This is a genomic window from Allocoleopsis franciscana PCC 7113, from assembly GCF_000317515.1.
Lineage (GTDB): Bacteria > Cyanobacteriota > Cyanobacteriia > Cyanobacteriales > Coleofasciculaceae > Allocoleopsis > Allocoleopsis franciscana.
In genome coordinates this window covers 6,970,330-6,996,146 of the sequence record NC_019738.1, presented here as the reverse complement: position 1 = coordinate 6,996,146, position 25,817 = coordinate 6,970,330, and the positions used below count along the sequence as shown (strand labels likewise).

Sequence of the window (25,817 nt, the reverse complement as noted above, 5' to 3'; positions counted from 1 at the left end):
ATGAACCAATTCAAATCGTACTATTGGACACCACAAGACTTGGAAACTAAGGGCTTGCGTAGAGCCTATCAACAGTTTTTTAGCAGTGATTCTACACTGGAACAAAAATTAAAATCTTTTAAAAGGCTGTTGGAAAGTGACTCTGTCATAGCTCAAGGTATTGCTTTTGATAATTTTTTTTACACTGAATCATTAAGTAGATTTGGGAGTAGCAATCCTTATTGGCAATATTCTGAACAATTATTGAGCCAAGCACGGGAACAATTAAAGAATCCTCCTGTTACAGTAACTAAACCAAAAGAGAAAGCAATTGTGGGAGCCAATCACGCAAGTGCTTTAGGAGTACTGGCACACCTCGGTCAAGAACACGATATCTCTCTAATTGAACCGATTTTATGCTCTTCCTGTGATATTAACGTATTAGATATGGGCTTTCGGGCTGCTCGGCAGTGTTTAAGAAATACAGAAAATCTATATCCAGAAATCATCTTGACACTTAGTCAGATCGTTTTTGATGAAGAAAGCGATTTAGGCACCAGGGCAGCAGCGATAGGTGCTTTTTCAGACTACATTGTACCTGAAGTTGAGGAAGTATTAGTTAAAGCAGCCAAACAATGTCCACTACCAATTTCAGCTCATGCTGCATGGCTTCTGAGTGTGAGAAATCTTAAGAAACATGTTGCTTTGTTACAAGAACTCTCTAAGGCTTGGCCTGATGATGCTATGTATCCCGCCTCTGAAGTTCGCGAGCTATTAAAGAGTAGTTCTCAAACACTAAGCTGAATTAGTACTCTTTTCTAGGGTACTCAGAAGATGAGCGTAAACACTGAACATTGCCACCTAGACAGCGAACTAACACTGCGCGATCGCACCCACTCGCCCCTACCCATCCATACGGTAACTCTAACCCTAACCGAACAGAATATCATCCTAACCGAGTGCCGTCTCACCTTCCAAACCAGTCCCGAACTCTACCAGCGCATAGACACCGAAGCCTTATTCAATCTCAAACCCGAACTGCGCGGTTCCCTCTCTGCCGGAGACTTCCAGCCTGAACCAGATATCAAAATCGAAGCCACTCTACAACCCGATTTGCTACCACGCCTAGCCGAACACACCACAAACCTGGAAGAAGCAGCAACCTACCTGCAAAACCTCAGTCAAGAACAACCCAACAACCCCCTGCTATCTACTGAAAGTTGGTTTGCCCTACACGTCAAGCAGCCACGGGAATCAGGCGAAACGGGCTACTCCACATTCTGGGCTTATCTCAATCCCTCTGTAATTACCCAAGACAACATTTCCAGCGAACAGATTACTGAGGGAATGGTTAATTTCTTCAAAGATTGGACTGATACCAATTTGTCGGAATTAAACCAAAACACTATTTCTGAAAGTCTTGAGGAAATAAACAAGGCATTTGAGGAGTTGACTGATACGACGCTGTCAGAAACCCAAGACGCTATTTTGGAAGCGCTTGAAGAAGTAACCAGTGCCTTTGAAGAATTGGCTGATACTCTATCTGAGACAAGTGAAGATATTACTTCTAGCAAACAGATTTTAGAAGAAATAATCGATTTCTTCACAGAAGATGACTGGCCATTCACCAAAATTAAAGGAGAGCCAGTCTTACTTACCGCATTCCAGGGGGAAAACGGGAAATGGAATTGCTCCGCCAAAGTAAGAGAAGAACAAGAGCAATTCGTCTTTTACTCAATTTGCCCAGCCAATGTCCCAGAAAACAAACGGTTGGCTATAGCAGAATTTCTGACTAGAGCGAACTATGGCATGATTATCGGCAACTTTGAGCTAGATTTTGCCGATGGAGAAATTCGCTACAAAACCAGTATTGATGTTCAAGGAGATTTTCTCAGCTTTGAACTGATTAAACAGTTAGTTTATGCCAACGTAACGATGATGGATGAATACTTGCCAGGGATTATCTCCGTCATTGATGGTGATGTATTGCCAGAAGATGCGATCGCACAAATCGAATCCTAACCCCTCAATCTCACCTAACCAGCAACTCGGCGTCTCCAATACAGCCTATTGTTCCTCAGGCTATTTGTAACTTTTTTGTCAATAAATTTACGACTTTTGTCGAGCAGGATTTTACTCGCAGATCTGGTATACAGAGACTAACGAGTTTCCTGGTGGTCAGCCTATGGTATCGCTTCGCTGACCGAATTCGTGAGACAGCGCAAGAGAATTGGTGTATCTCAAAGTTAAGTAATGTGAATGAGGCGATCGCCGAACTTGGCTTTGGCAGTAGCGGAATTCTCTTTGAAAAAGTCTAATATCGTAGCAGATTCCAATAGAAAAACAATTAGCTAATTACTATCAGACGCTTGATACGGAGGACTGAATCATCAATGTATACCCCACAGCGCATACAGAGAAAAACGCGATCGCAGTCCTCTAACACGGCGGCAGAAACCAGCTTGTTCAAACAGCGCCCTTTCACAAATGAAGATGACCAAGATACGGCGCAACTCCAAGACTATGATGAGACACCAGATGTACAGAACCAACTGGAACAAGCAGCCCATTTGGGTCACAACTTTGGTCGAGTTAAGGTACAGGATAGTACACCAGCCGTAATTCAGCCCAAGCTGGCGATCGGTGCGCCAGGAGACAAATACGAGCAGGAAGCGGACTCTGTGGCGTCTCAAGTTATGAGTATGAATGCCCCAACTAGTCAGCAGTCAATTCAACGGCAGGGAGAGGAAGCAGAGGAAGAAGAGGTGCAGATGAAGCCTCTGGCGAGTATGATTACACCTCTGGTGCAGCGCCAAGAAGAAGCCCCAGAAGAGGAAGAATTACAAGCTGAGCCTCTGGTGCAACGTCAAGAAGAAGCCCCAGAAGAGGAAGAATTACAAGCTAAGCCTCTTGTGCAGCGCCAAGAAGAAGCCCCAGAAGAGGAAGAATTACAAGCTGAGCCTCTGGTGCAACGTCAAGAAGAAGCCCCAGAAGAGGAAGAATTACAAGCTAAGCCTCTTGTGCAACGTCAAGAAGAAGCCCCCGAAGAGGAAGAATTACAAGCTAAGCCTCTTGTGCAACGTCAAGAAGAAGCCCCCGAAGAGGAGCAATTGCAGGCTAAACGATCGCCAGATGGCAACTCCCACGCTAGCAACAATCTAGAGAGCCAGCTAGGTGCTAGCAAGGGGAGTGGTAGCCCTTTACCCGATGATGTGCGTTCCTTTATGGAACCGCGTTTTGGCGTTGATTTTAGTCAGGTTCGGGTACATACCGATAGCCAAGCTGTGCAGATGAATCAGGCTGTGGGTGCCCAAGCATTTACTCATGGCAGTGATATTTACTTTGGTGAGGGGAAGTCTCCAGCTATTTCTGACTTGACAGCCCATGAATTGACTCATGTGGTACAGCAGACAGGAGGAGTTCAAGCTTTTTTTGAAGACCAACCCAACAATCAACAAAAAAAAAAGTCTACTGACCGACTAAATCATCGTGTTGTCCAGGCACAGCTAAACACAAAAAGCAAAACGACAATCCAGCGTTTTGAGTCGAATGAACACAAGGCGATGGGAGATAAAGCTACGAAAGAAACGGTGGAACTCGCTCCTGGCTTGAAGGTAACGTTTGGAGACCTGACTGCGATCGCTGACTTTTTTGGCTCCGTCCCTCAAATCCAAGAACTGGCAAAAACAGATTTTGGCGTCCAACAGATCAAGTACGTCATCTACGTCAAGATTCGCGGACAAAAGGAACGCGATGAAGAATTGGGCACTTTCAAAGAGAAAGATGATGTCAAGAATGCTGTAGGAAAACGGTATTACACCCTAGCCGGTAGCAACTACACCCACTTTACCAATCCGAAGGAGGGTGACAGTACACGGGACTTTAAAAACAAAGTCAACGATGCACAGGTGGAAAAGGATGAACAGGGGAATCCTGTCATTGGTCTTGATGGCAAGCCCAAAACAGTCCCCGTTAATAATGCAGGCAGTTACCGTAGAAATCACGAACTGGCGCTTAAAGCGGCTTACGATGCTGGCAAGAAAGGTGCTCCCAAAGACGAAGCGATGCTCTATGAAGGATTTGCCAGCCACTTTCTGACCGATGCTTATGCAGCCGGACACATGAGACCTGAAAGACTCGCAATTAAAGAACACTGGGACAAGAAGGTGCCAATGTTTTGGGTCAATCTGAAGTGGTGGTTGGCTGAGTGCGTTGCCGTTGAAATGAACAAACAAACCGTAGCTCAAGTGGCGACAGAACAATTGCTTTGGGAAAAGGCACGAGCAGAATTGCAAAACAAGATTCTCAGCAAGGGAATTCCAGATCTCACATTCGGGGATGCTATATCCGGTGCAGTTCACGACTACGATAACGAGGAGGGTGTTAATGCTCAGGTGGGCAACGAGATTGTCAAATTAGTGGGCGACGGTCAGGTAATTGATGAGAAGGATCGTGCTATAGCCGCCGGAGTCGATACGATGGCTAAAGCTGTGGCAGGAGTCAAGGCTAGTCTGCAAGAAGTGGAGATGGCTTACAAAGGCAAAGAGCCAAGTTCAATACAAATAAACGGACTGTACCGCGCCGAACAACTTTGGCCTAAAGCTCTCAAAGACAGCGACCCGAAACAGGAGAATCAGCAATTGAAGTGGAAGGTAGACTCAATTGAAGAACTGATGGCTGACCCGAAAATAAAAGCGGCGATTGCAAAATTTGCGAAAGAGAAAGCAGACACCTTAGGCGATGAAGTTGGCAACATGGAAGACCCTTTAGCCGCAGAAAAGCAAGTCTCCGTTCAAAATGCGCTGAATAGGCTTAAAGGTAACGACGAGAGCATCTGTGCAGCATTTCTGCAAATTATCAACTACACTCCTGGAAGCGTTGCAGACTTAGGTGGCGTAGGAGATCGTCTCAGCGACGATAACGCCGTTGACTACTACGACGAAGCAGTCAAGAACAAGGCACTAGATACACTGACAATCAAGCAGAAAAAGAAACTCATTCGCGATGTTCTCTCTGGTGCCACAGTCGGCAAAGAAGAATTGATGATTGTGAATCTGCTCGATGCCAAGCCAAGTGATGCTCCTGCGATTATCAAAGAGATTGGCTGGCGTTGGATATGGGACGATCTCAGCGGTAATGATTGCCGAAATTTCGTACAAAAGTTCGGCCCCAGCTTTTGGGCACAACAGAGTTATGCGGCGAAACGTAACGAAGTAAAGTTCCTGGCGGATGGTCGCACTAATGACTTGGCACAGGAGACAATGATCACCATCTTACGGACTTGCAGTAGCGACGAAGTGAGGAAGATCGACGACGAAGTTGGGGGCTGGACTGGCTTATCTTTTGACCTCGTTGGCAAGTGGGATGACGAGTTGCAGACGTTGAAAGCTAAGTAGCTTTTTCTACTCATCCCTTTTGCAGCAAAACGGTCGAGCTTATGGCAAAGAAAAAGAAGAAAAAGAACCTGACAAAAGGTGTAGTTAAAGAATTAGGGAGAAGGGCAAGCAGTGAGGCAGCCGGTCGGCGAGATTACGTCGCCAGTACCATCAGAAGCCGACTAGAAAGCTTGGTACCAACTCAATTACGTTGGCTATTTCCATTCGTTACAGGGTTTAAACCCACTCTAGAAGAAGAAGAGGAAGCCGCAACAGTTGCCACGCAGGTAAAGGTCGCTGAGTCAAAGAAAGCCCCTCAGATTCTTGAACCTGTCTACACCCAGTATCGTTGCCGTTGGGGTGACCCCTTAACCTGTGAATATCTCCAGCAAACGGTGCAGCAAAGCCCGGAAACCAAGTCTTGTCGAGAATGTGGTTTCCCAGCTACCTTACCCGAAAAAGCGGAAATCCGGGGCAGTCGCGGCAGATATCGAGTGGAAAGCTTAATCGGGCGTCGGGGAATGGGGCGGTTGTATCGAGGCACCCAACTCTCTAACAGTCATCAGGTTTTGATTAAGGAGTATCTCCTCCCCGACTATTGTTTTAATCCCGAAGAAGCTAAAGCCCGAAAGGATGCCTTTAGACTCAAGGCTGGTGTGAATTTAGCCGATGGACGAGTCCAAGATTTTCGCTTGTGTCACCCGTGGGAAGCGATCGCAGACCACAATGAAGAACGCTGTTACCTTCTAACTAAAGGCAATTTTGACCTCTACCCCACTTTAAGAGAATACCTTGCCCTTCATGGTGCAATGAGTGCGATCGCTGTACGCCAAGTCCTTAATCAAGTCTTGCAAACCCTGGAATTTCTCCACACGCAAAAATTCCGTTTTCCCTCCGGTCAGGTACAGTTGGGGATAGCGCATGGCAATCTGAGTCTCGATAGCCTGCTGATCGCCAAGAATCAGAATGGGGCTGTGCCTAACGGCTTCAACAATTCGGCTGCTTTAAGTTCTGAAATTCTGAATACCGATTTCTTCATTTATATCTGTGATCTGGCTTTATGGGAAAGTCTATTTGACCCCAAAGGAGATTGGGGACAGGGGACTAGAGAAAATCAAACATCAACCGTCAACCGTAACAACTCCCATCACCCATCACTCATTTCTAATCCTTCAGCGGCACAAGATTTAGTAGCTTTAGGATACATCGGTTTTTACCTACTGGCAGGCTCAAGAATTAACCCGGTTAATGGTCAACCTCGTGACCCCAAAGATGACCAACAATGGCCTTCGATTAACTTTAATTTCAAGGTATTTCTTCAACGCTTGATGGGAATTGGTATTCCGTTTGAGAGCGCACAAATTGCGCGTCAAGCCTTGTTAAAACTACCGCCGGAAGCACCTATCGTTTACCCGGTGGTGCAGGCTGTTTCAGAGGAAGAGGAAATCGTCAAAACGCCTCGCATCCTTTGGTTTCTTTTAGGTATTCTTGGTTTTGGGTTGCTGGGAATGCTGCTTTGGTGGCTCTGGCCTAAACCTCAAGTTGCTGAAAGTGTTGGGGATGAACTTTCACTTTGCTGCATTAATAAAGTATCTGCAATTCCGGCGGGAAAATTTACTTATACAGCAGAACAAGAGGGAACGTGGAATTATACAGTTCAGCAGAAAAATTTAGTAGCAGATGGCAAAACATTAGAAGAAGAACTCGAAAAACGTCAGCCTAAATTACAGTTAAATTACCAACCGGAAGATTCCACTCAAACGGCGCTGGCGAAAGTTCGCTCTGAAGAAACAAACTTTGCTCTAACCAGTCTAATTACACCATTACCCATTGAACTAGAATCGCAAACCGTTGCCTACGATGGTTTAGTGGTGTTTGTTGCCTTTAGCTACTCCCAACGAGAAAAAAGTCTTCCTCAAGCTTTAAACGGGCAAATCACTTTTAAGCAATTACGTCAACTCTACACGGGTCAAATTACTAACTGGAGAGAACTCGGTGGCCCCAATCTAGCGGTTAGACTCTACATTCCCGATGAAACAGAGGCTGTACGCATCTTTGAACAACGAGTTCTTAAAGATAATCAAACCATCCAAAGCTTTAGAAAGTTACAAAGAAAAGGTGACCCACCTGACACATTTACCAATTCCTGGGTTCCAGAAATTTACAGATTTCCTACTTTTAAAATGTTAAGGCAGGTGATTCAGGACTTTGAGTCTGAGGGGGCTGGAATGGGTGCGATCGCATTTGGCAAACTCAGCCAAGTTTTTGGTCAATGTTCTGTTTATCCCCTTGCCCTAAAAGAGGGAGAAAAAAACTTTGTTCATCCTTTAATTCAAGACAATCAGCAACCCGTCAATCCCACAACCGATCTGTGCGACCATAAAGGAAGTTATTTTCCTAATCTGCAAGTTTTCCGGGATAACAGCTATCCTTTAGGGTATCCGTTAGCCGTCGTCTATCCTAGAGATAATAGCCGTCCTCCGGTTGGTGCTAAGTTTGCGGAAATGCTACGAACTCAAGAGGGTCAGCAGTTGCTCAGTAAAACGGGACTCATACCCTTGTATCCAGTCGCACTCAAGTGACCCTCCCTACCAACCCAGGATTCGAGCAGCCAAAATTCCGCTTCCAGAGCCAAATTCGACCTTTGGCTACTATTCAGTATTCTGCTGTATTTTTAAAGTGAGAGTGAGTATTTATTATTGATAATGGTCAGCGATTTTTCTGGACAGACGCACGCTCAGGTCATGACCAGTCCGGGAACAGAACCTTCCTTTAAGCCGATTGGTGATATCTCTGTTCCAGCCGGTTATGCAGCCCCCGCTCTTGTGCAAAGTAAGAGTAAAACAGAAGAACTCGCAAAAATCTCCAAGTTAGCGGGTAAGGTTTTGCAAGACCCTTTACTGATGAGGTTACTGAGTGACCGAGTCTATAAGCTGATGCTAGAAGACTTACGCCGTCAGCAGGAACGGAGTAGAAACTATGGAGGGCGTTTGTGATGACAAATAGTCAAAACCTCAATGGTAAAGTGACTCACGAACTCAACTACGTTACAGCCAATCGGTTTTATGTAGAGATTGAGAGTGAAATCACGGCATCTTTTACAGAGTGCGCGGGTTTAGGTGTCCAGGTGGATAAGGAAACTTACTTTGAAGGAGGTGTCAACGATCAGCAGCGGATTTTTCTCAAGCAAGCCAAATTTAATGATGTAACACTTAAGCGCGGCATTACTAATAATTTGGTCTTCTGGAATTGGCTTAATCAGATATTGGATTCCAATAGTCAAAAAGAACGCCGCAATGTGAATATTCTGGTGTTTAACCAGTCTGGAGAAACCATGCAATGTTGGACACTGATTGGTGCTGTGCCTGTGGGATGGAAAGCACCCTCGCTACAAGCTAATTCCAACACCGCCGCTATTGAGGAACTCACCCTAGCCTACGAGGGCTTGAAGGTTGTTAATAATTCAAACAGTGGTAAAGCCAGTACCAACGTTAAACGTGATGGATTGGGATATTTCCCTAGTCATTAACCTATGCCAGAATCCTCCCCAGACAACCGATTCAGTTTCAGTGATTCTCAGGGAGAGACAACCTCCTGGCAACCTCCTCTTGGTCTACAGCAGCCTTTAGTTACAGCCAATCCCTTAGGACAAAGCTTCCTATCCCCACAATTTCTGTCCCCTTTGGCAGCACAGCCTCTAGGCGGAGGTAATCCTTTAGGAACGTCGGCTCAAGCCTTACCCGATTACAATCTGTCAGAGACTTTTTTCCAAGATTCCCCGTCTTTGGCTGAATCTCGGTTATCTCTGAATCCTCCAGAAACCCCTGTGACGGCGGCGGCTACCCCAACAGCAGGGATGGATAGCACTCCAGTGAACATCCAACGCTACCCTGGGGAAACTTCTACAGACAATGGACATGAAAATAACCCAATCCCAGCCGCACCGGATAGCCTGAGCGAAGCGGAACATCGTCTGCTGGGGCACGATACACAAGCCACAACTGAGGAGGAACAAGTTGCCTCACAGCCACATGAGCAACTGAGAGCATCAGACACACAACCGCTCAACCCAACGATTGTACAACCTGAATTAGCAACAGAACCTTTGCTCCAGAGGGAAATCGCGATTCCAGAAGCCCCTGAAGCCGTTGAACCGAGCAGAGAATCATTGGTTTCTGAGTCGGAATCTAGCGTTCAGATACCGGAAGTGGCTGAGGAACCATCTGCGATCGCCAACCCTAACCCTAGTGTGATGCGTTCAGCCGACTTGAGCAATGTGCCACCACCTCAAACTTCACCTGTTGCTCCGTTGCCGTCACTACCCGCAGATCATTTGTCGGGCCTTGAACCGATTGTTAGTCCTCAAGCTGAGTTATCACCAGTTCATCCCATTGAATCAGCTCAGGACACCGAACAAAATACACAAGATGTCCCTAACATTCCCGTGCAACGCCAAGAGGATGAGGCATCTCCACCGTCATTAGTTGAATCGTTACCCTTAGCCAGTCAAGCCCTTCCAGACACATCCCAATCTCCTCAATCCTTCGTGCAGAAAGAGGCAACGGCAGACTCGCCTCCACCGCTTAACCAGCCAAGTGCTGAATCCCCATCGGCAATCATGCCCGTGTTAGGGAGTGATGCGGTTAACGTACAGCCCTCAGTGCCGCCAAATAGCGACAGCGAATCCGTAGCGATCGCACAAACAGAAACATCAGACTTCCCCCCATCAACAGCAGGAGAGAGTGAGAGTCTTCAAGAGTCAGGGATTACACCCTCTGAGCCAACTGTTGTTCAAGCGTTTTCAGAGACAGAGTCTTCGGCTTTAAGTCAAACCACTGCTGCACCCCTGGAATCTCCGGCGCTAACACAGCCACAACATCACCAATCTTCAACGATAGGCGAACCCCCTGCTGACTCCTCAACCCCATTAGCCAAACCAGAGTTGGAGACAATCACACCGAGTTCTCCCCCTACCCTAGAAGAACCACAGCAGCGAACAGAAACCTCTCGCGTTGATACAGACACTGCGCCCAGCCATTCAGAAATCGTACAACCCTCATTAGAAAGAGAACCATCCGCTCAAAGTGAAGCCGCCTTTGCTCCAGTGAGTGATGCGACTGCCCAACCAGAACCCTTGGTGTCACCGGTTACCCAAGTGTCGGAGTCTCCTATTGAGGCAATCCCAGTTGCCGAATCAGAACCTACTATTGCTCAACTCTTTTCAGAACCAGAATCTTCTGAGTCAAGTGAGGGATTGTCTTCACAGGGCAATCAACCCTCAACTTCCTCAGTACCAACTTCTTCAGAGGAATCGTCGATTCAAAGACAACCGCTTCTGGAAATACAGGAAACAGCAGCAGACGCGATCGCTCCTACTCAGCAAGAAGCGAATACTCCTGCCGATATTACTTCCCCAACTTCTTCAGAGGAATCGTCGATTCAGAGACAACCGCTTCTGGAAATACAGGAAACAGCAGCAGACGCGATCGCTCCTACTCAGCAAGAAGCGAATACTCCTGCCGATATTACTTCCCCAACTTCTTCAGAGGAATCGTCGATTCAGAGACAACCGCTTCCGGAAATAGAAGAAACGGCACCAGACGCGATCGCACCATCTCAAGAAGAAGCGGGTACTCATCCCGAAATCACTTATCCAACTTCTTCAGAGGAATCGTCGATTCAAAGACAACCGTTTCTGGAAATACAGGAAACGGCACCAGACGCGATCGCACCATCTCAAGAAGAAGCGGGTACTCATCCCGATATCACATCCCCAACTTCTTCAGAGGAATCGTCGATTCAAAGACAACCGTTTCTGGAAATACAGGAAACGGCACCAGACGCGATCGCACCATCTCAAGAAGAAGCGGGTACTCATCCCGATATCACATCCCCAACTTCTTCAGAGGAATCGTCGATTCAAAGACAACCGCTTCCTCAAACAGAGGAAACGCTACCAGATGCGATCGCACCATCTCAAGAAGAAGCGGGTACTCCTCCCGAAATCACTTCCCCGACGACTCCAGAGGAATCTGGCATTCAAAGACAGTTATTGCCGGAAACACAGGAAACGCTACCAGATGCGATCGCACCATCTCAAGAAGCCGCGAGTACTCCTGCCGAAATCACTTCTCCAACTACTCCAGAGGAATCGTCGATTCAAAGACAACCGCTTCCTCAAACAGAGGAAACGCTACCAGATGCGATCGCACCATCTCAAGAAGAAGCGGGTACTCCTCCCGAAATCACTTCCCCGACGACTCCAGAGGAATCTGGCATTCAAAGACAGTTATTGCCGGAAACACAGGAAACGCTACCAGATGCGATCGCACCATCTCAAGAAGAAGCAATCGCACCTCCCGAAATCACTTATCCAACTTCTTCAGAGGAATCGTCGATTCAAAGACAACCGCTTCCGGAAATAGAAGAAACAGCAGCAGATGCGATCGCACCTACACAAGAAGAGGCGGGTGATCATCCCGAAATCACTTATCCAACTTCTTCAGAGGAATCGTCGATTCAAAGACAACCGCTTCCGGAAATAGAAGAAACAGCAGCAGATGCGATCGCACCTACACAAGAAGAGGCGGGTGATCATCCCGAAATCACTTATCCAACTTCTTCAGAGGAATCGTCGATTCAAAGACAACCGCTTCCGGAAATAGAAGAAACAGCAGCAGATGCGATCGCACCTACACAAGAAGAGGCGGGTGATCATCCCGAAATCACTTATCCAACTTCTTCAGAGGAATCGTCGATTCAAAGACAACCGCTTCCTCAAACAGATCCAGTGCAGACGGCATCTACGCCATCAGCTAGCGAGACAGAGTTACCTTCTAGCATCAGCCAAGCCATAACCACAGACTCTACCCTGGTTATGCCAAAGGCTTTACCGGATGAAACGGCACCTGTTTCCTACCCGACTCAGGCAGAACCCTTTCAAGCAACAGAAATTTCTCAACACGACGAAAATACGTCATTAACAGAGCTAATCATCGCACAACCTCTGTTAGAAAATGATGCTAACTGGCAACCCGAAAGATTGCCTACTACCACGAATTCCGAGGAAGCACAGGATAATTCTCCTCAAGCCTCCCCCATCTCACCCAAGAGTCCTCCTCTTCCCACCCATCTGCTACAAACAAAAACAAACGTAACGGAAGATGAGTCCTTTAAGCAAAACAAAGACGTGCCTCAGTTACCAACTGTCTTAGAAAATTTAGTAGGAACACGCCATACATTACCCCTCATCCAACCCCTCAATCAACACTTACAACAATCACCGTTGCTCTCTACGGCATCAACTCTTGAATTTTCAAGGGAGCAATCAACAATTGTTCAATCAATGCCAGAAACCTCACATCGGCTTGTCGTGCCAAGTACAACATCTTCCACATTACCTGATAATGCATTAAATCAAGCTCAGCAATCTACCGTAAAAGTTCCACCTGTGAGCCTTGATACTGAATCTTTGACCCTTCAACGAGCCACTGATGCCATTTCTAAAACGACTCCAGAGTTTAATCAGCAAACTCAACAAGTAGCGAGTTCCACATATACTAGCGAGATACCCAATTCCTGGTCAAGTATTGCTGAATTACTGGAGAATACGAATAATTTCCCCTCAGACTTTGGAGGAGAAACTCCCATACAAATGGCGTTTAATGATGTAACAAACCAACAAAGTCTTGATTGGCAAGAATCTAATAATTGGGAAAATCTACTCCCCGAATATTCCCGTTCTTCAGAGGCTTCATCAACCTTTAGCCAAGAAACTCCTATCCAAAAATTTACCATAGAAGAGGCTTCGGTTCAAGATGAAAATTCAGCAACAGAAGCTGCTACACAACATCAGGATTATCAACACGAAGATGACCAAAACTTGGAGTTACTAGCACGGGAAGTCTATACTTTAGTACGACAGAGGTTATCCATAGAGCGAGAGCGGCATGGTCACTATTGAGAACTGAGAGTGATTATTTAAGTGAATAACTGGATTGATTTAGAAATGTTTTAGGAATTGGGAGGGTAGGAAAATGACACTAGAAAAAGCAAAACTCATCGCTGTTTATCAAGGCGAAGGAGAAGACATAGAATTTATGTTTAATCCCAACCAATTGGCTTTTAGTCGAAGCATGAGCATAGAGCAAGCGAAAGGAGCCTCTACAAATAAAGGTAACAACAAAGTTAGCTTCAAACATCCAAATCCTTATTCTCTAAAAATTAGCAATATCCTGATTGATACCTACGAAACTAAAGATGGCAACGTTCTGGACACAATTAAGAAGTTTAAACAAGCTGTTGAGTTTATCAAAAACGGGAGTGGCAATGCCAAGGAAAAACGGCCTCCCATCTATCTTTTTACGTGGGGTAAATATAATTATCTACGTTGCTTTGTAAAAAGTTTTAGCTTTAAGTTGACTCTGTTTCGCCCGGATGGTACACCAGTAAGGGCATCGGTTGATTTGGATCTTGAACAGGTAGACTTACCCAACCCCCAACCCGGTCAGCAGACACCTAGTCCCAGCGCCAGCTTACGCCGAGATCAAAATCGGGAGGCTTTTTTGACGTAGAGTTATACCTCACTCTATTCCTCACTCTATTCATGAAGGGGTAATTCAGCTATAGCGGTGTGCCGTCAGCAATCAGCAAGCAGCTTTTTTGTTCTCTTTGCTGTGTCTAGCTTTCACTCTTTCTTGGCTGTACCTCATACCACTGAAAATCGCCATAACAGCGCCAGCCAACGACATATAACAACTATTTATTAGTACTCTACACACAGGAATTAACCCTGCATTAAGCGTTCTAGAGGTAGATCTATGATTCTGCGTTATATACCCAAACCGAAGTTAGAGATTGATGGCAACGAAGCCCCTCAGGACTTAATGGACGACATTTTGCAAATCTCCGTTGAAGAGAGTCTTCACCTGCCAGGAATGTTTACGCTTGTGATCCAAAATGCTTATAGTCCAGGCAGAAAACAAGACCAGCCCTGGAAGCATCAAAACTTGTTTGCCATTGGCAAGCCTATCAAGATTGGTTTCACTTCCAATACCACAGAAGCGAGGGAGTTTCAAGAGGAGGATACAGGCTATCTTCTAGAAGGAGAAATTACGGCAATGGAAGCCCACTTTACCAGTGGCACCCAAGCTCCCGTCATTATTCGCGGATACGATGTCTCCCATCGCCTACAGCGGGGACGCTACAACCGCTCTTTCCAAAACATGAAAGATAGTGACATTGTCAAGAAGATCGCTAGAGAAGTAGGAATCCCAACGGGCACAATTGACGACACAGGGGGACCGCATGGCTACGGTGATATCACTGGTGCCAATGGCTATGTTTTTCAAAACAATCAGACCAATCTGCAATTTTTCCGGGAACGAGCTGCCCGGAATGGCTTTGAACTGTTTGTTCAGGATGGCAAGCTGAACTTCCGTAAACCCAAAGTAGATGAATCCTTAGAACTTAAGTGGTTAGAAAACTTACATAGTTTTAGTGTCCGAGTTAGTAGTGCTCAACAGGTAAGAGAGGTAGAAGTCAGGGGTTGGGACTACGGCAGGAAGCAGCCTATTTTGGAAACAGCAAGTGCAGAAAAGGTATTGACCCAGACAGAGAATCGCAAAGGCAGCCGGACGAGTACGAGCTTCAAAGGCCAACCCCCGACCCCTAAAATGATTATTGTGGATCAGCCTGTCTTCAGTAGCTCTGAGGCGAAGACCATCGCTCAAACGTTATGTGACGAGTTAGGCGGAGAGTTTGTCCATGCGGATGCTAAGGCTGAGGGCAACCCAGAAATCCGACCGGGGAAGGCCGTAAGAGTCCAAGAGATGGGGAAGTATAGCGGCGAGTACTATGTGACAGAAACCCGTCACTTTTACCACGATCGAGTTTACACAACCGAGTTTAGCGTGCGGGGCTTACGAGGTGGAGACCTCCTATCCATACTCTCCCCCCAAACTCCCCACCAAACTGGACAAACTCCCTTAGTCGGCATTGTCACAGACAACAAAGATCCGAACAAGTGGGGTCGAGTTAGAGTCAAGTTTCCTACTTTGACTGAAGACCACGCTAGTTATTGGGCGCGTGTTGTGGGAACGGGTGCAGGTCCAAACCGGGGGTTTGACTGCCTGCCGGAGATCAATGACGAAGTATTAGTGGCATTTGAACACGGGGACATTCATCGTCCATACGTTATTGGTGGGGTCTGGAATGGAATGGATGCTCCACCGGAAAAAGTAGATAACAGCGTAGGAGGCACTGGTGTGCGTCTACGCACCTTTAAAACTCGGCTCGGTCACAAACTCCAATTGGTGGATGAGGATAAAGGTGCGAGTCAGAAAGGAGTTTACATCGATACCGTCTACGGTCATCAAATCCGTCTCAATGACACGGAAGAATTTGCAGAAATCCAAACGAAAGACGGTCATTCTGTACGCTTAGATGATAAAAGCCAAAAAATTGAAATCAAAACAAGTCTAGGCGGTCTAGCCAGGATTACCATGAGTAGCCAAACAGGTGAAATTAATATCAAAGCAGGGAAACGACTCACCCTTGATGCCATGCAAATCGATATTACAGGCACAGCCCTTGTCAATGTCAAAGGTGGCATGATTAAACTCAATTAGAAACAGGAGTTATTATGAGCAGAGCCGCCGCTAGAATTACCGATTCTGTTGCACATCCTCTTCCTCCTGTCTTGACAGGAGGACCGGGCAGCTTCAATGTGTTCATTGGAGGGCTACCCGCATGGCGGGGTATACCTCTAGCAAGTGCCGCAGCCTTGCAATCAGCGAAGCAAACGGCTGACATCGCTATCCGAACGGCTGAGGCCACTACACTGGCTGCGGCGGGTACACCGGGTGCTCCGGCTGCGAAGGCGGCAGAGGAAACCACAAAAGCGACGACGGCGGCAACAATGAGCAGCACAATTACGAGTAGTGCAGGCGGTGCAGACATCCATATGTGTAGTACACCTTTACCTATTCCTCCGCATGGACCGGGTGTGGTTATTGATGGCAGCGCCACTGTTTTAATTAACAATCTTCCAGCTTGTCGTATGGGAGACACTATTGTGGAAGCTGTTGGCCCCCCCAATAAAATTGTTAGGGGCTGTCCCACGGTTTTGATTGGTGGGTAAGAATCAGACTGGCTGTGGAATTTAGAAAACTGCCACTCGACCATCATCTTTGAGATAAATCGAGCGATCGCCTGGAGGACGCCCACCGGAACGCACTTCTATCCGTAGAGTTCTGGCTTCGGGTTTCAGGATATTCACCTTCAGTGGGACTCCGATCGCATCCCATACCACTACAGAAAAATTGGGTTCTGTTTTACCTCCCCGTCCAAAAGACAGCACCTGTCCTGGACGAATAATAACGGCGTTAGTGCCAGCTATTTTTTGTAACTGAACTACACGTTGAGTCAAGTTGACCACTTCAACTGTGATGCGTTGTCCTGGTATAAATTTGATTGGCTGCTGCCCACAACTGCTACGCGCCACACAAGTCCCCGCCGTTGCAATGGGGTAGCGTTCCGTCAGACCCATGAAAAGAGTTGTGGTCACCAAGACAACAGGTAGAAGTTTGTACATCCGAGACATAGGGGAGCGTGTCAAAAGTCAAAAGAAGACTATTGGATTTTAAATGAAAACTCTATCCTTGGGGCGAAGCCAAACACTGAAAAACGGTTATTTGTTTTTTGTGTTCACTCTTTGGTTCTATGTTTTTTGGGAAGTATCCCTGTTGCCGAGTCAAGATAACGGCCGAAAGAGTCCGGACGGATAGAATGGCTATCGGTAAGTAATAGCGTATCCCTGTAATCAGGGGAGGTACGACCTTGAGGATAGGCACCCTGATCAGGTGTAGCCCAGCTTTGAGCTAGCATCGCCCTTGGCAGAACCTGCAACCGTAGGTATTCTTCCCTAGGGTATTGCTATATGTAACGAGAGTAGTAGAGAATACCCCAGAAAGTCCTTTCCTGCAAATCTGAAATGAACTTAACATTTCTGTAAGGATAGGAGAGCCGCCGACAACTTGAAATGAATGTGAGGATATTTACCGTGAAATCAAAAGTCTTCGTTCTAGTTCTATTGGGCTTGGTGACAACGCTAGCCGCCTGCCAGCCGAAAGAAGAAACACCGACGGATACCATTTCTCCGGCAGGTACCATTTCCCCAGCAGAGACCCCCGTAGAAACGACTACTCCGGTAGAGACCCCTGCGACAACAATTACTCCAGCAGAGACCCCAGCAGGCACAGGTACTCCTTCTCCTTAATCTGAATCATCTCTAAAATTGTCTCTCTCTGGTAGAGAGATATTTTGCCAAAACCTCTAAAGCAGCCGCAGTTGGGTATTCGTGTTCTCCGCCATCTGTGTGCTGCTTTGATTTTGACCAAAAAATTGGGATGCAAGCCATTAACCTAAGGGGGCGTCCAAAAACAACTCCGCATTTTCGGTGTAGGTTGTTTTTGGACGCCTCCTTGGGTGAAAGATACTTACCCTATTAACTAACAGATTCTACAGACTTGTCTTCGCGATCACCGCTTGCGGCGCTGGGCGAATGTGCAAGCGTCTCGGACTCCACAGGAGAACCGTCAGGAAACAGAAGCGCGATCGCCTATAATCATGTGTGATCGCTCTGCCTTTCAAGGGGTGACAATGAATCATCAAAAACAAGCTGTATTTGATATTATTAAAAACCTCTATATTCAGGGCATTTACTAATGCAACCCCCTCGACTGAGATTGAGCTTCTTAGGGTTTAGTATTCTCTTTGCTGGAATCATCCCTACATTCTCAGTACTTCCTCAACCCATTACACCAACACCAGACGGTACTAACACAGTTGTAACCCAAAATGGCAATCGATTGGACATTTCAGGAGGTTCCTTTTCCAGCGATCGCGCTAATCTTTTTCACAGTTTCCAACAATTTGGACTCAGTGATAGTCAGATTGCCAATTTTTTATCGAATCACTCGATTGACAATATCCTAGCGCGGGTTGTCGGGGGTTCCCCTTCCATTATTGATGGTTTGATTCAGGTTACAGGCGGCAACTCAAACTTATTTTTGATGAACCCTGCGGGTATTATTTTTGGTGGGAATGCCAGCCTCAATATACCTGCCGATTTCATGGCGACAACGGCTACTGGTATTGGCTTTGGTTCTCCTACCTCAGACGGGGGGGTATGGTTTAACGCCATTGGGAATAATGACTACCAAACTTTAATCGGTACCCCAAGTCAGTTTGCTTTTGACCAAGTTCAACCCGGAAATATCATCAATGCGGGTAATTTAACCGTACCACAGGGCAGAAATTTAACGTTACTTGGCGGCAGTGTAATTAATACGGGTCAAGTTACCGCCCCATCAGGGAATATTACCCTTGCAGGTGTGCAGGGTAGGAATCTCGTCAAAATTAGTCAACCGGGACATCTGCTGAGTTTGGAAATTGCTCCACCGCGCAACCTATCGGGTCAGTCGTTGCCGATTACGGCTCTAAGTTTACCCAGTTTGCTGACAGGAACGGCTGGAATTGTAGAGACAGAATTGGTATTTTCCAGCAGTGGGGAAGTGCAGTTAAGCAACTCCGGTACAACCCTATTCTCTGAGGCAGGAATGGTGATAGCTTCGGGCACTCTCGACACATCCAACATCGGGACAACTCAAGCATTATCTCTACTGCAAACAGGCGGTAGTGTAAATTTATTGGGCAATAAGGTCGGTCTATTGGGTGCCACTATTAACGCTTCTGGCACCGATGGCGGTGGAACTGTCTTAATTGGTGGCGGTTTTCAAGGTAAAGGCAGCGTACCAAATGCCATTACTACTGATGTGAGTAACGATTCAACTATTAATGCTTCGGCTCTATTAAATGGTGATGGCGGTACAGTCATCCTTTGGTCGGATCAGGTGACCCGATTTGAGGGCACGATTAACGCCTTAGGGGGTGCGGTGTCCGGCAATGGCGGATTTGTGGAAGTGTCGGGCAAGGAAAGCCTCAGCTTCAAGGGTACTGTCGATACAAGTGCAGCTCATGGCAACGTGGGTACCTTGCTGCTCGACCCGACAGACATTCTAATCCGTAATGGGATTGGAGATGGTGATTCAGATGGCTTGAACACGAGTTTTAGAGGAAGTCCCAGTGGGGGTGTAGGCGAGGTACGAGCAGGTGATGCGACACCCACAATCCTGTATGAGTCAGAGGTAGCGGGATTGGCAAGGACGAACAACGTCATCCTAGAGGCTAGTAACACTATCACGATTGAAGACCTGAATGATAACTTGTTTGGCTCGAACCCCTTCCTGGTTCCAGGGTCGTTGCTTCAGGGTTCCATCACCTTTACCGCAGGTGGTTCGTTTGCCATGAATTCTGGGGATACTCTGTTTACCCAAGGCGGGATATCGATTTCGGCAGGGTCGATCGCAACGGGTACTCTGCTGGCTGGTAGTGGCATTACCCTGAATGCGGCAGGCAACATCACCACCGCTGATTTGGGAAGTTTTGGGGCAATTAACCTGACGGCAGGGGGCACTATCAGCACCAATCGTCTCCAGACAGGCGGTACCATTAATCTGGGAGGGCTTCCGGTTAATCTTGGGGTGGATAATGCGGCAGATATCACCCTGACAAGCATCGGCAACATTACCACTGGCGGAATTAATGCTAGTGCCAATAACGGCAATGCCGGAAACGTCACCCTTACCAGTACGGCGGGGCAAATCCTGATTGATCAAACACGCGGCGAGAGTACGCTAACTATCGATCGCGACCCGCTTGACGCTCAAGGAGCTGTGTTTTCTGTGGCTCAGAAATCTGGACAGGGAGGAAATATCACGCTGCGTGCTCTGGGTAATATTACGACAGGCCCGATCGCTTCTGGCTCTTTGGAAGGCAATGGAGGCGAGATTAACCTGCTCAGTATAGTTGGTGCGATCGATACGACAGAAGGTGAAATTCGATATCGAGGTCAAACCATTCCCGACACCGGACTGCTACTGTCGGGTTCTGGGGGGAGTGGAACGGGTGGGAAAATTACCGTGTCCTCTGCGGGGAATCTGATTACGGGGCCAGTAGTTTCTGCTTCTATAGAGGGGAATGGCGGTGATATTAATCTCAGCAGTACGGCTGGTAGTATCAATACCTTGCAAGGACTGACCTCAATTCAAGCCTTCGAGGCTTTGCTGGCGATCGCTAATGTTTCATCTGCCGACCTGTCACCCCAAACCCCCTCCACGCTTTTCCCCCTTACCAGGAGTGTTGCTGGGTCTATTGTTTCGGGTTCTGGGGGGAGTGGAACCGGAGGGAAGATTACCGTAAATTCCAGGGGTAACCTCTCTACGGGAGGCGTCATTTCCACTTCTATGGATGGGAATGGGGGCAATATTAACCTCACCAGTACAATTGGCGATATTGAAGCCTACTTAGTCAATAGCCAAAGCTTAGGAGCGGGTCAAGGGGGTAATGTTGAGGTTAACGCGAACCGCTTTTTCCGGGCTACAGGTACCGTTGCAGGGGCATTGGAGCAATTACCACCCGATGCCATTAATCCCAGCGATATCCCTGCACAATTAGATCGACCAGCGAGCATCTCGACTTACGGTGGTGCTGGCGGCGGTTCAGTGACGATTCGTCATGGCGGGGGTGATAGGAGCATTCCCTTGAGTGTGGGTAATGCCACAACCAATGGAACGGCTGGCTCAATTACAACCAGACCCAGCAACACGATTTCGCCCAACCGCACTTTTTTGGGGAGTTACACTCAGGATAATATTCAAATCATTACTCAAAATAGGATTCAGACAAATCCCCCTCGGATCGATCCGGTACAACTCCAACCGCCCAAGTCGGACTTTCCCTCCCTATTGGATTCGTTTCCTCTACAAGAGGCATCCACTCAACTACCCGTCGCTACCCTAGATAATGCGCGTGAGATTTTGCGTCGAATCGAACAAAAGACGGGTGTAAAACCGGCTCTGATTTATGTCCGTTTCACCCCTACCGTTTTGGTGAGTGAACCCAGCTTTACAAGGCTAGAGGACAGTCTGACACAAGATTTTCAGAACTATCTCGGCTTGCAGAAAGTCGCCACCAATGCAACACTTTCCTTTGAAGAGCAGGGTAGCGACCCACTCGAAGTGTTATTGATCACGGATCGGGGAAAACCCATTGTCAAGCGAGTACGGAATGCTATGCGATCGCAAGTTGTCAAAGTGGCTCAAGAATTTCGCAATGACCTGACTAGCCGCCGTTCCCGCGCTTACTTAGTCTCAGCCAAGCAACTTTATCGGTGGTTTGTGGCTCCTCTGGAACAGGACTTACGAGCGCAAGAAATCAAGAACCTAGTCTTTATTATGGACACTGGGTTGCGCTCCCTACCCCTTGCCGCATTGCATGATGGCAGCGATTTTATCATCGCCAACTATAGTGTGGGCTTAATGCCGAGTCTTTCGCTCACCGATACTCGCTACGCCAATGTGAAAAATGAACAAGTGTTAGCCATGGGTGCGAACCGATTCTCTGACCAAAATTCCTTACCCGCCGTCTCCACCGAGTTATCTCTGATCACACAGCAGTTATGGACAGGTCGCTCCTTCCTCAACGAGGCATTTACCCTGGAAAATCTCCAGCAAGCTCGTGCTAGACAACCCTTTGGCATCGTGCATTTAGCCACCCACGCCGAATTTCAACCCGGTATGCCCAACAATTCTTACATTCAGTTATGGAACACGAAGTTAACGCTGAACCAACTCCGCCAATTCGGCTTGAATAACGCATCCGTGGAGTTGTTAGTCTTAAGCGCCTGTCGCACGGCGCTAGGGGATAAAAATGCAGAATTAGGCTTTGCGGGGTTGGCGGTGCAGGCGGGAGTCAAGTCGGGACTAGGAAGTCTCTGGTATGTCAATGATGAAGGGACAATGGCGTTCATGACGGAATTCTACGAGCAATTGAAACAAGCTCCCATTAAAGCCGAGGCGCTGCGACAAGCTCAATTGGCAATGCTTGGCGGTAAAGTGCGTTTAGAAGAAGGAAAGCTGATAACGACACAGAGTAATTTTCCTTTACCACCTGAGTTAGCTCAACTGGGAAGCCCAGATCTTTCTCATCCCTACTATTGGAGTGCGTTCACGATGATTGGCAATCCTTGGTAAATGGGTCAGATTTGATGAGTGTTTATCCCGTTCGTAGTAGGCGCTTCAGCGCTTTAGCGCTCACTACAAACCTATCAAAACTAGGTTGGCATACCACTCGCTGATCGAGAATCTCGTCTTAAAATGGTAGCCTTCTAACAATTACTGATTCCCAATTTAAAATTCGCAACGGTGAGAGGACATCATGGCAATTCATCTACAACAAGCCTTTGAAGTTGGGAAATACCTAGTCACGCAACGTCTAAAAGGGCGCAAACGTTTCCCGTTAGTTTTAATGCTGGAACCCTTGTTTCGGTGTAATCTCGCTTGTCCAGGCTGTGGCAAAATCCAGCATCCCACGGATGTTCTCAAGCAAAATCTCACCCCCGAACAGTGCTTTGCTGCTGTGGAAGAGTGCGGTGCACCGATTGTCTCCATTCCGGGTGGAGAACCCTTACTTCATCCCCAAATTGACCAAATTGTGAAGGGATTGGTCGATCGCAAAAAGTTTGTTTACCTGTGTACGAATGGATTATTGCTGGAAAAAAGCTTGGATAAATTTCAGCCTTCCTCTTACCTTACCTTTAGCGTCCACCTCGATGGGGTGGGAGAATTACACGACAAATGTGTTGACCGTAAAGGGGTTTTTGAGATTGCCGTCAAAGCGATTCGTGCCGCCAAAGCCAGGGGGTTTCGGGTAACAACAAATACCACCGTATTTGAAGGCGCTAACCCCAAAGAAATTCAAGATTTATTCGACTTTTTGGAGACACTTAAGATTGATGGCATGATGATTTCTCCGGGTTATAGTTATGAATGGGCACCCGATCAAGAGCATTTCCTAAAACAAGAACGGACACGGGCACTCTTCCGAGAAATTCTCACTCCTTTCAAAGCGGGGAAGAAGAATTGGAACTTCAACCATAACCCCTTATTCTTAGATTTCCTAATTGGAGAAAGAGATTACGAATGCACACCTTGGGGGAGTCCAAGTTACAGCGTCTTAGGTTGGCAAAAACCTTGTTATTTGCTGAATGAAGGTCATTATGCCACCTTCCAAGAACTGCTTGAAAAAACCGACTGGAGCCAATACGGTCGAGCCAGTGGCAACCCCAAATGTGCCGACTGCATGGTGCATTGCGGTTACGAACCAACCGCCGCCATGGATGCCATGGAACCGCAAAACGTTGCTCGTTCCTTCGGCAGTGTCTTAGGAATCTTCAATTAACTTTAGGGAGTGCGTTACTCCTTACGTAACGCACCCTATCCATTAACAAACAACAAAAACTTTCCTCCAAAAAACTCTGCGTTCCTCTGCGCCTTCCTCCGTGTCCCTCTGCGTTAAAAACTCTTCCGACACTAACAACTTCGATCTCAAACTCCCTTACCCTCACCCACCATCTCTTTAATTTGACTATTCCGCAATTTCTGAGAGTAAAACGAAGCCGTTTCCTTCCCACGCCCACACTCAGCCGCAAATTTAATTAAATGATGACCCACCAATCCCACATGAATTAAACCTTCAATCTTCCCAGCTTTCAGCTTCGGATAAGCCATTTTCCAGAATGTTTTGCGGTAGTGACTAAACACTCCTACCCGAATCAAAATATTGGCTAACATCGTCAATCCCTTGCGAATATTCGCCCCAGAGGTACGAGCAGGACTATTGGGAACCTTAATCCGATTCGGATACGTATGCTCCATATTATAGTCAAATCGCTGATATAAAAACTCTGGTTCGTAAGCCTCTGTAATGCAGCGCCGCCACATATCAATCACCTGTTCATAAGGCATTAAAAATTCCACATTTGAATCTCGGTCTTCCTCAAAAACAAGGCGATCTTCCTGCTCTAATCTGCGCCATAAAGGAGTTCTCGGTAATGCATGAAGCAGATTAATAGTCAACATGGGAATCTGGGACAAGCGAATAAACTCTAAAATTCGGTCTGCGGTTTCAGAGGTATCAGTATCCAATCCCATGATGATTCCCGATACAACTTCCATGCCATAACTATTTAAAACCTTCACGGCATCCAGAATGGGCATACTGAGGTTGTGAGTTTTGGAAATTGATTTGAGTGCTTCCGTTTCCGGCGTTTCAATGCCACAGAAAACAGTACAAAAATAAGCTTCTCGCATCATTTCTAAAAGCTTGGGGCTTTGGGCGAGATTTAAGGTTGCCTCACAGGCAAACTGCACGGGATAACCATTGCGTTTTTGCCAATCAATTAGGTGAGGAAGCAACGTCATGAGAGCGCGGCGATCGCCCACAAAATTATCATCAACAAAATACACCGCTCCCGGATTCCCGGCTTGGCGGATTGCATCCAGTTCAGCCAGAATTTGTTCCGGCGTTTTCATGCGAGGACTGCGTCCATACAGTTCAGGAATATCACAAAACTCGCAGCGATAAGGGCAACCACTAGAAAACTGAATATTGGCTAAAAAATAGTGGTTAATATTCAGCAAGTGGTAAGCAGGAATGGGAAACTCACTCAGAGGCAAACGCTCCTTTGTTTCAAAGCGAATTTGTTGTTTAGGACGTTCCCTCTGTTGGTCTAAATACTCAATCATTTGGTCGGTGGCATCCCCCAATTCCCCCAGATGCAAAATGTCAAAATCCGGGTAATATTCAGGGCAACCGGATACTGAAGGACCACCGACAACGGTAATTTTTCCGGCTCGATGGGCAAGTTGATTAATATGATTAATTTGGGGACGTTGAATGTGCATCCCACTGACAATGACTACATCAGCCCATTGGTAATCTGCGCGTTTGGCAGGATGTACATTTTCATCAATAAAGCGAATCTCCCACTCTTTGGGCAAGTAAGCCGCAACCACCAAAATTCCTTGAGGTGGCATGAACGCCCGCACCTTCCTGACTCCCATGAGAGGATAGGCATGGTGAAAGGTGCCAAACGATCGCGAATATTTGGGAAAAATGCAGAGGATACGTCGATGATTTTGCGGAATATAACGGGTTTTTCCAGCCGGGGTTTCAGAAACTGGATTATCGAAGGACTTTAATTGAGTAGTCATCCAGAACTTCTCCTCACAAAACTGAGCAATCAAGCAGGCAGTACTTTGGATCGGATCTTGTACCCTTTTTAGGATAGGCAGGACACCCATCCCACGGTGGAGAGATTTGTTGGGTGAGGTAGGTAGGAAGCCAGTCCCATGAACAACTCACTTGAGATTGGTGCCAGATCTGAGAGTTAGCAAAGTCAGCTTGAATTGGGACTAGCTTACCGCACTTTGCCTCAAGCCATCTCATTAAGCCAGCTTTGAATTGCACTTCTGGTGCTGTGGTATTAGCACATCAATTTTT

17 protein-coding genes are annotated in these 25,817 nt (G+C 46.9%); 15 read left to right on the top strand and 2 right to left on the bottom strand.

Going from position 1 to position 25,817, the window contains the following annotated elements; genetic code table 11:
• From MIC7113_RS28790 to MIC7113_RS37380, 11 genes are all read left to right on the top strand, one after another.
• Positions 1-783, top strand: a complete 783-nt coding sequence (locus MIC7113_RS28790) for a hypothetical protein (RefSeq protein ID WP_015185709.1) — start codon at positions 1-3, stop codon at positions 781-783.
• Positions 784-813: 30 nt separating this feature from the next.
• Positions 814-2,001, top strand: coding sequence for a type III secretion system chaperone family protein (locus MIC7113_RS28785; RefSeq protein ID WP_015185708.1), 1,188 nt, complete (start codon positions 814-816; stop codon positions 1,999-2,001).
• 152 nt (positions 2,002-2,153) lie between these two features.
• A complete protein-coding gene (locus MIC7113_RS36950) occupies positions 2,154-2,297 on the top strand; it encodes a hypothetical protein (RefSeq protein WP_155898113.1) in 144 nt (47 codons plus the stop codon).
• Between the two features lie 75 nt (positions 2,298-2,372).
• Positions 2,373-5,375 carry an eCIS core domain-containing protein gene (locus MIC7113_RS33950; RefSeq protein ID WP_015185707.1) on the top strand — a complete coding sequence of 1,001 codons (3,003 nt, stop codon included), beginning with the start codon at positions 2,373-2,375 and terminating at the stop codon, positions 5,373-5,375.
• Positions 5,376-5,416: 41 nt separating this feature from the next.
• Positions 5,417-7,936, top strand: a complete 2,520-nt coding sequence (locus MIC7113_RS28775; RefSeq protein ID WP_015185706.1) for a substrate-binding domain-containing protein — start codon at positions 5,417-5,419, stop codon at positions 7,934-7,936.
• Between the two features lie 123 nt (positions 7,937-8,059).
• Positions 8,060-8,350 (top strand): hypothetical protein, encoded by a 291-nt coding sequence (locus MIC7113_RS28770; RefSeq protein WP_015185705.1) that lies wholly within the window; start codon positions 8,060-8,062, stop codon positions 8,348-8,350.
• Positions 8,350-8,883, top strand: a complete 534-nt coding sequence (locus MIC7113_RS28765) for a phage tail protein (RefSeq protein ID WP_015185704.1) — start codon at positions 8,350-8,352, stop codon at positions 8,881-8,883. Before MIC7113_RS28770 ends, MIC7113_RS28765 begins: the two co-directional genes overlap by 1 nt.
• A 3-nt stretch (positions 8,884-8,886) precedes the next feature.
• On the top strand, positions 8,887-13,317 hold the full coding sequence (locus MIC7113_RS28760) for a hypothetical protein (protein WP_015185703.1): 4,431 nt from the start codon (positions 8,887-8,889) through the stop codon (positions 13,315-13,317).
• A gap of 73 nt (positions 13,318-13,390) precedes the next feature.
• Entirely contained in the window at positions 13,391-13,927 is a 537-nt protein-coding gene (locus MIC7113_RS28755; RefSeq protein ID WP_015185702.1) for a CIS tube protein, read from the top strand.
• Positions 13,928-14,173: 246 nt separating this feature from the next.
• Positions 14,174-15,982, top strand: coding sequence for a VgrG-related protein (locus MIC7113_RS28750; protein WP_015185701.1), 1,809 nt, complete (start codon positions 14,174-14,176; stop codon positions 15,980-15,982).
• A 14-nt stretch (positions 15,983-15,996) separates the two neighbouring features.
• Positions 15,997-16,494, top strand: a complete 498-nt coding sequence (locus MIC7113_RS37380) for a PAAR domain-containing protein (protein WP_015185700.1) — start codon at positions 15,997-15,999, stop codon at positions 16,492-16,494.
• A gap of 21 nt (positions 16,495-16,515) precedes the next feature.
• Here MIC7113_RS37380 and MIC7113_RS28740 read toward each other — a convergent pair whose 3' ends face one another.
• Positions 16,516-16,971, bottom strand: coding sequence for a hypothetical protein (locus MIC7113_RS28740; RefSeq protein ID WP_226883554.1), 456 nt, complete (start codon positions 16,969-16,971; stop codon positions 16,516-16,518).
• A 444-nt stretch (positions 16,972-17,415) separates the two neighbouring features.
• Between MIC7113_RS28740 and MIC7113_RS28735 the strand changes: the two genes are divergently transcribed.
• From MIC7113_RS28735 to hpnH, 4 genes are all read left to right on the top strand, one after another.
• Positions 17,416-17,631, top strand: a complete 216-nt coding sequence (locus MIC7113_RS28735) for a hypothetical protein (protein ID WP_041780262.1) — start codon at positions 17,416-17,418, stop codon at positions 17,629-17,631.
• Between the two features lie 269 nt (positions 17,632-17,900).
• Positions 17,901-18,080, top strand: coding sequence for a hypothetical protein (locus tag MIC7113_RS36945; RefSeq protein WP_155898112.1), 180 nt, complete (start codon positions 17,901-17,903; stop codon positions 18,078-18,080).
• A complete protein-coding gene (locus tag MIC7113_RS28730; RefSeq protein ID WP_015185697.1) occupies positions 18,080-22,507 on the top strand; it encodes a CHAT domain-containing protein in 4,428 nt (1,475 codons plus the stop codon). Before MIC7113_RS36945 ends, MIC7113_RS28730 begins: the two co-directional genes overlap by 1 nt.
• 184 nt (positions 22,508-22,691) lie before the next feature.
• A complete protein-coding gene (hpnH, locus tag MIC7113_RS28725; RefSeq protein ID WP_015185696.1) occupies positions 22,692-23,714 on the top strand; it encodes an adenosyl-hopene transferase HpnH in 1,023 nt (340 codons plus the stop codon).
• Positions 23,715-23,860: 146 nt separating this feature from the next.
• On the opposite strand, the gene MIC7113_RS28720 is transcribed toward hpnH, so the two are convergent.
• Positions 23,861-25,528 (bottom strand): B12-binding domain-containing radical SAM protein, encoded by a 1,668-nt coding sequence (locus MIC7113_RS28720; protein ID WP_015185695.1) that lies wholly within the window; start codon positions 25,526-25,528, stop codon positions 23,861-23,863.
• Between the last annotated feature and the right edge of the window lie 289 nt (positions 25,529-25,817).

Coding starts and splice junctions, on each gene's coding strand:
- MIC7113_RS28765 (WP_015185704.1), top strand. CDS start 8,350: ATGACAAATAGTCAAAACCTCAATGGTAAAGTGACTCACGAACTCAAC.
- hpnH (WP_015185696.1), top strand. CDS start 22,692: ATGGCAATTCATCTACAACAAGCCTTTGAAGTTGGGAAATACCTAGTC.
- MIC7113_RS28775 (WP_015185706.1), top strand. CDS start 5,417: ATGGCAAAGAAAAAGAAGAAAAAGAACCTGACAAAAGGTGTAGTTAAA.
- MIC7113_RS28755 (WP_015185702.1), top strand. CDS start 13,391: ATGACACTAGAAAAAGCAAAACTCATCGCTGTTTATCAAGGCGAAGGA.
- MIC7113_RS28750 (WP_015185701.1), top strand. CDS start 14,174: ATGATTCTGCGTTATATACCCAAACCGAAGTTAGAGATTGATGGCAAC.
- MIC7113_RS28785 (WP_015185708.1), top strand. CDS start 814: ATGAGCGTAAACACTGAACATTGCCACCTAGACAGCGAACTAACACTG.
- MIC7113_RS33950 (WP_015185707.1), top strand. CDS start 2,373: ATGTATACCCCACAGCGCATACAGAGAAAAACGCGATCGCAGTCCTCT.
- MIC7113_RS28770 (WP_015185705.1), top strand. CDS start 8,060: ATGGTCAGCGATTTTTCTGGACAGACGCACGCTCAGGTCATGACCAGT.
- MIC7113_RS28790 (WP_015185709.1), top strand. CDS start 1: ATGAACCAATTCAAATCGTACTATTGGACACCACAAGACTTGGAAACT.
- MIC7113_RS28730 (WP_015185697.1), top strand. CDS start 18,080: ATGCAACCCCCTCGACTGAGATTGAGCTTCTTAGGGTTTAGTATTCTC.
- MIC7113_RS37380 (WP_015185700.1), top strand. CDS start 15,997: ATGAGCAGAGCCGCCGCTAGAATTACCGATTCTGTTGCACATCCTCTT.
- MIC7113_RS28720 (WP_015185695.1), bottom strand. CDS start 25,528: ATGACTACTCAATTAAAGTCCTTCGATAATCCAGTTTCTGAAACCCCG.
- MIC7113_RS28760 (WP_015185703.1), top strand. CDS start 8,887: ATGCCAGAATCCTCCCCAGACAACCGATTCAGTTTCAGTGATTCTCAG.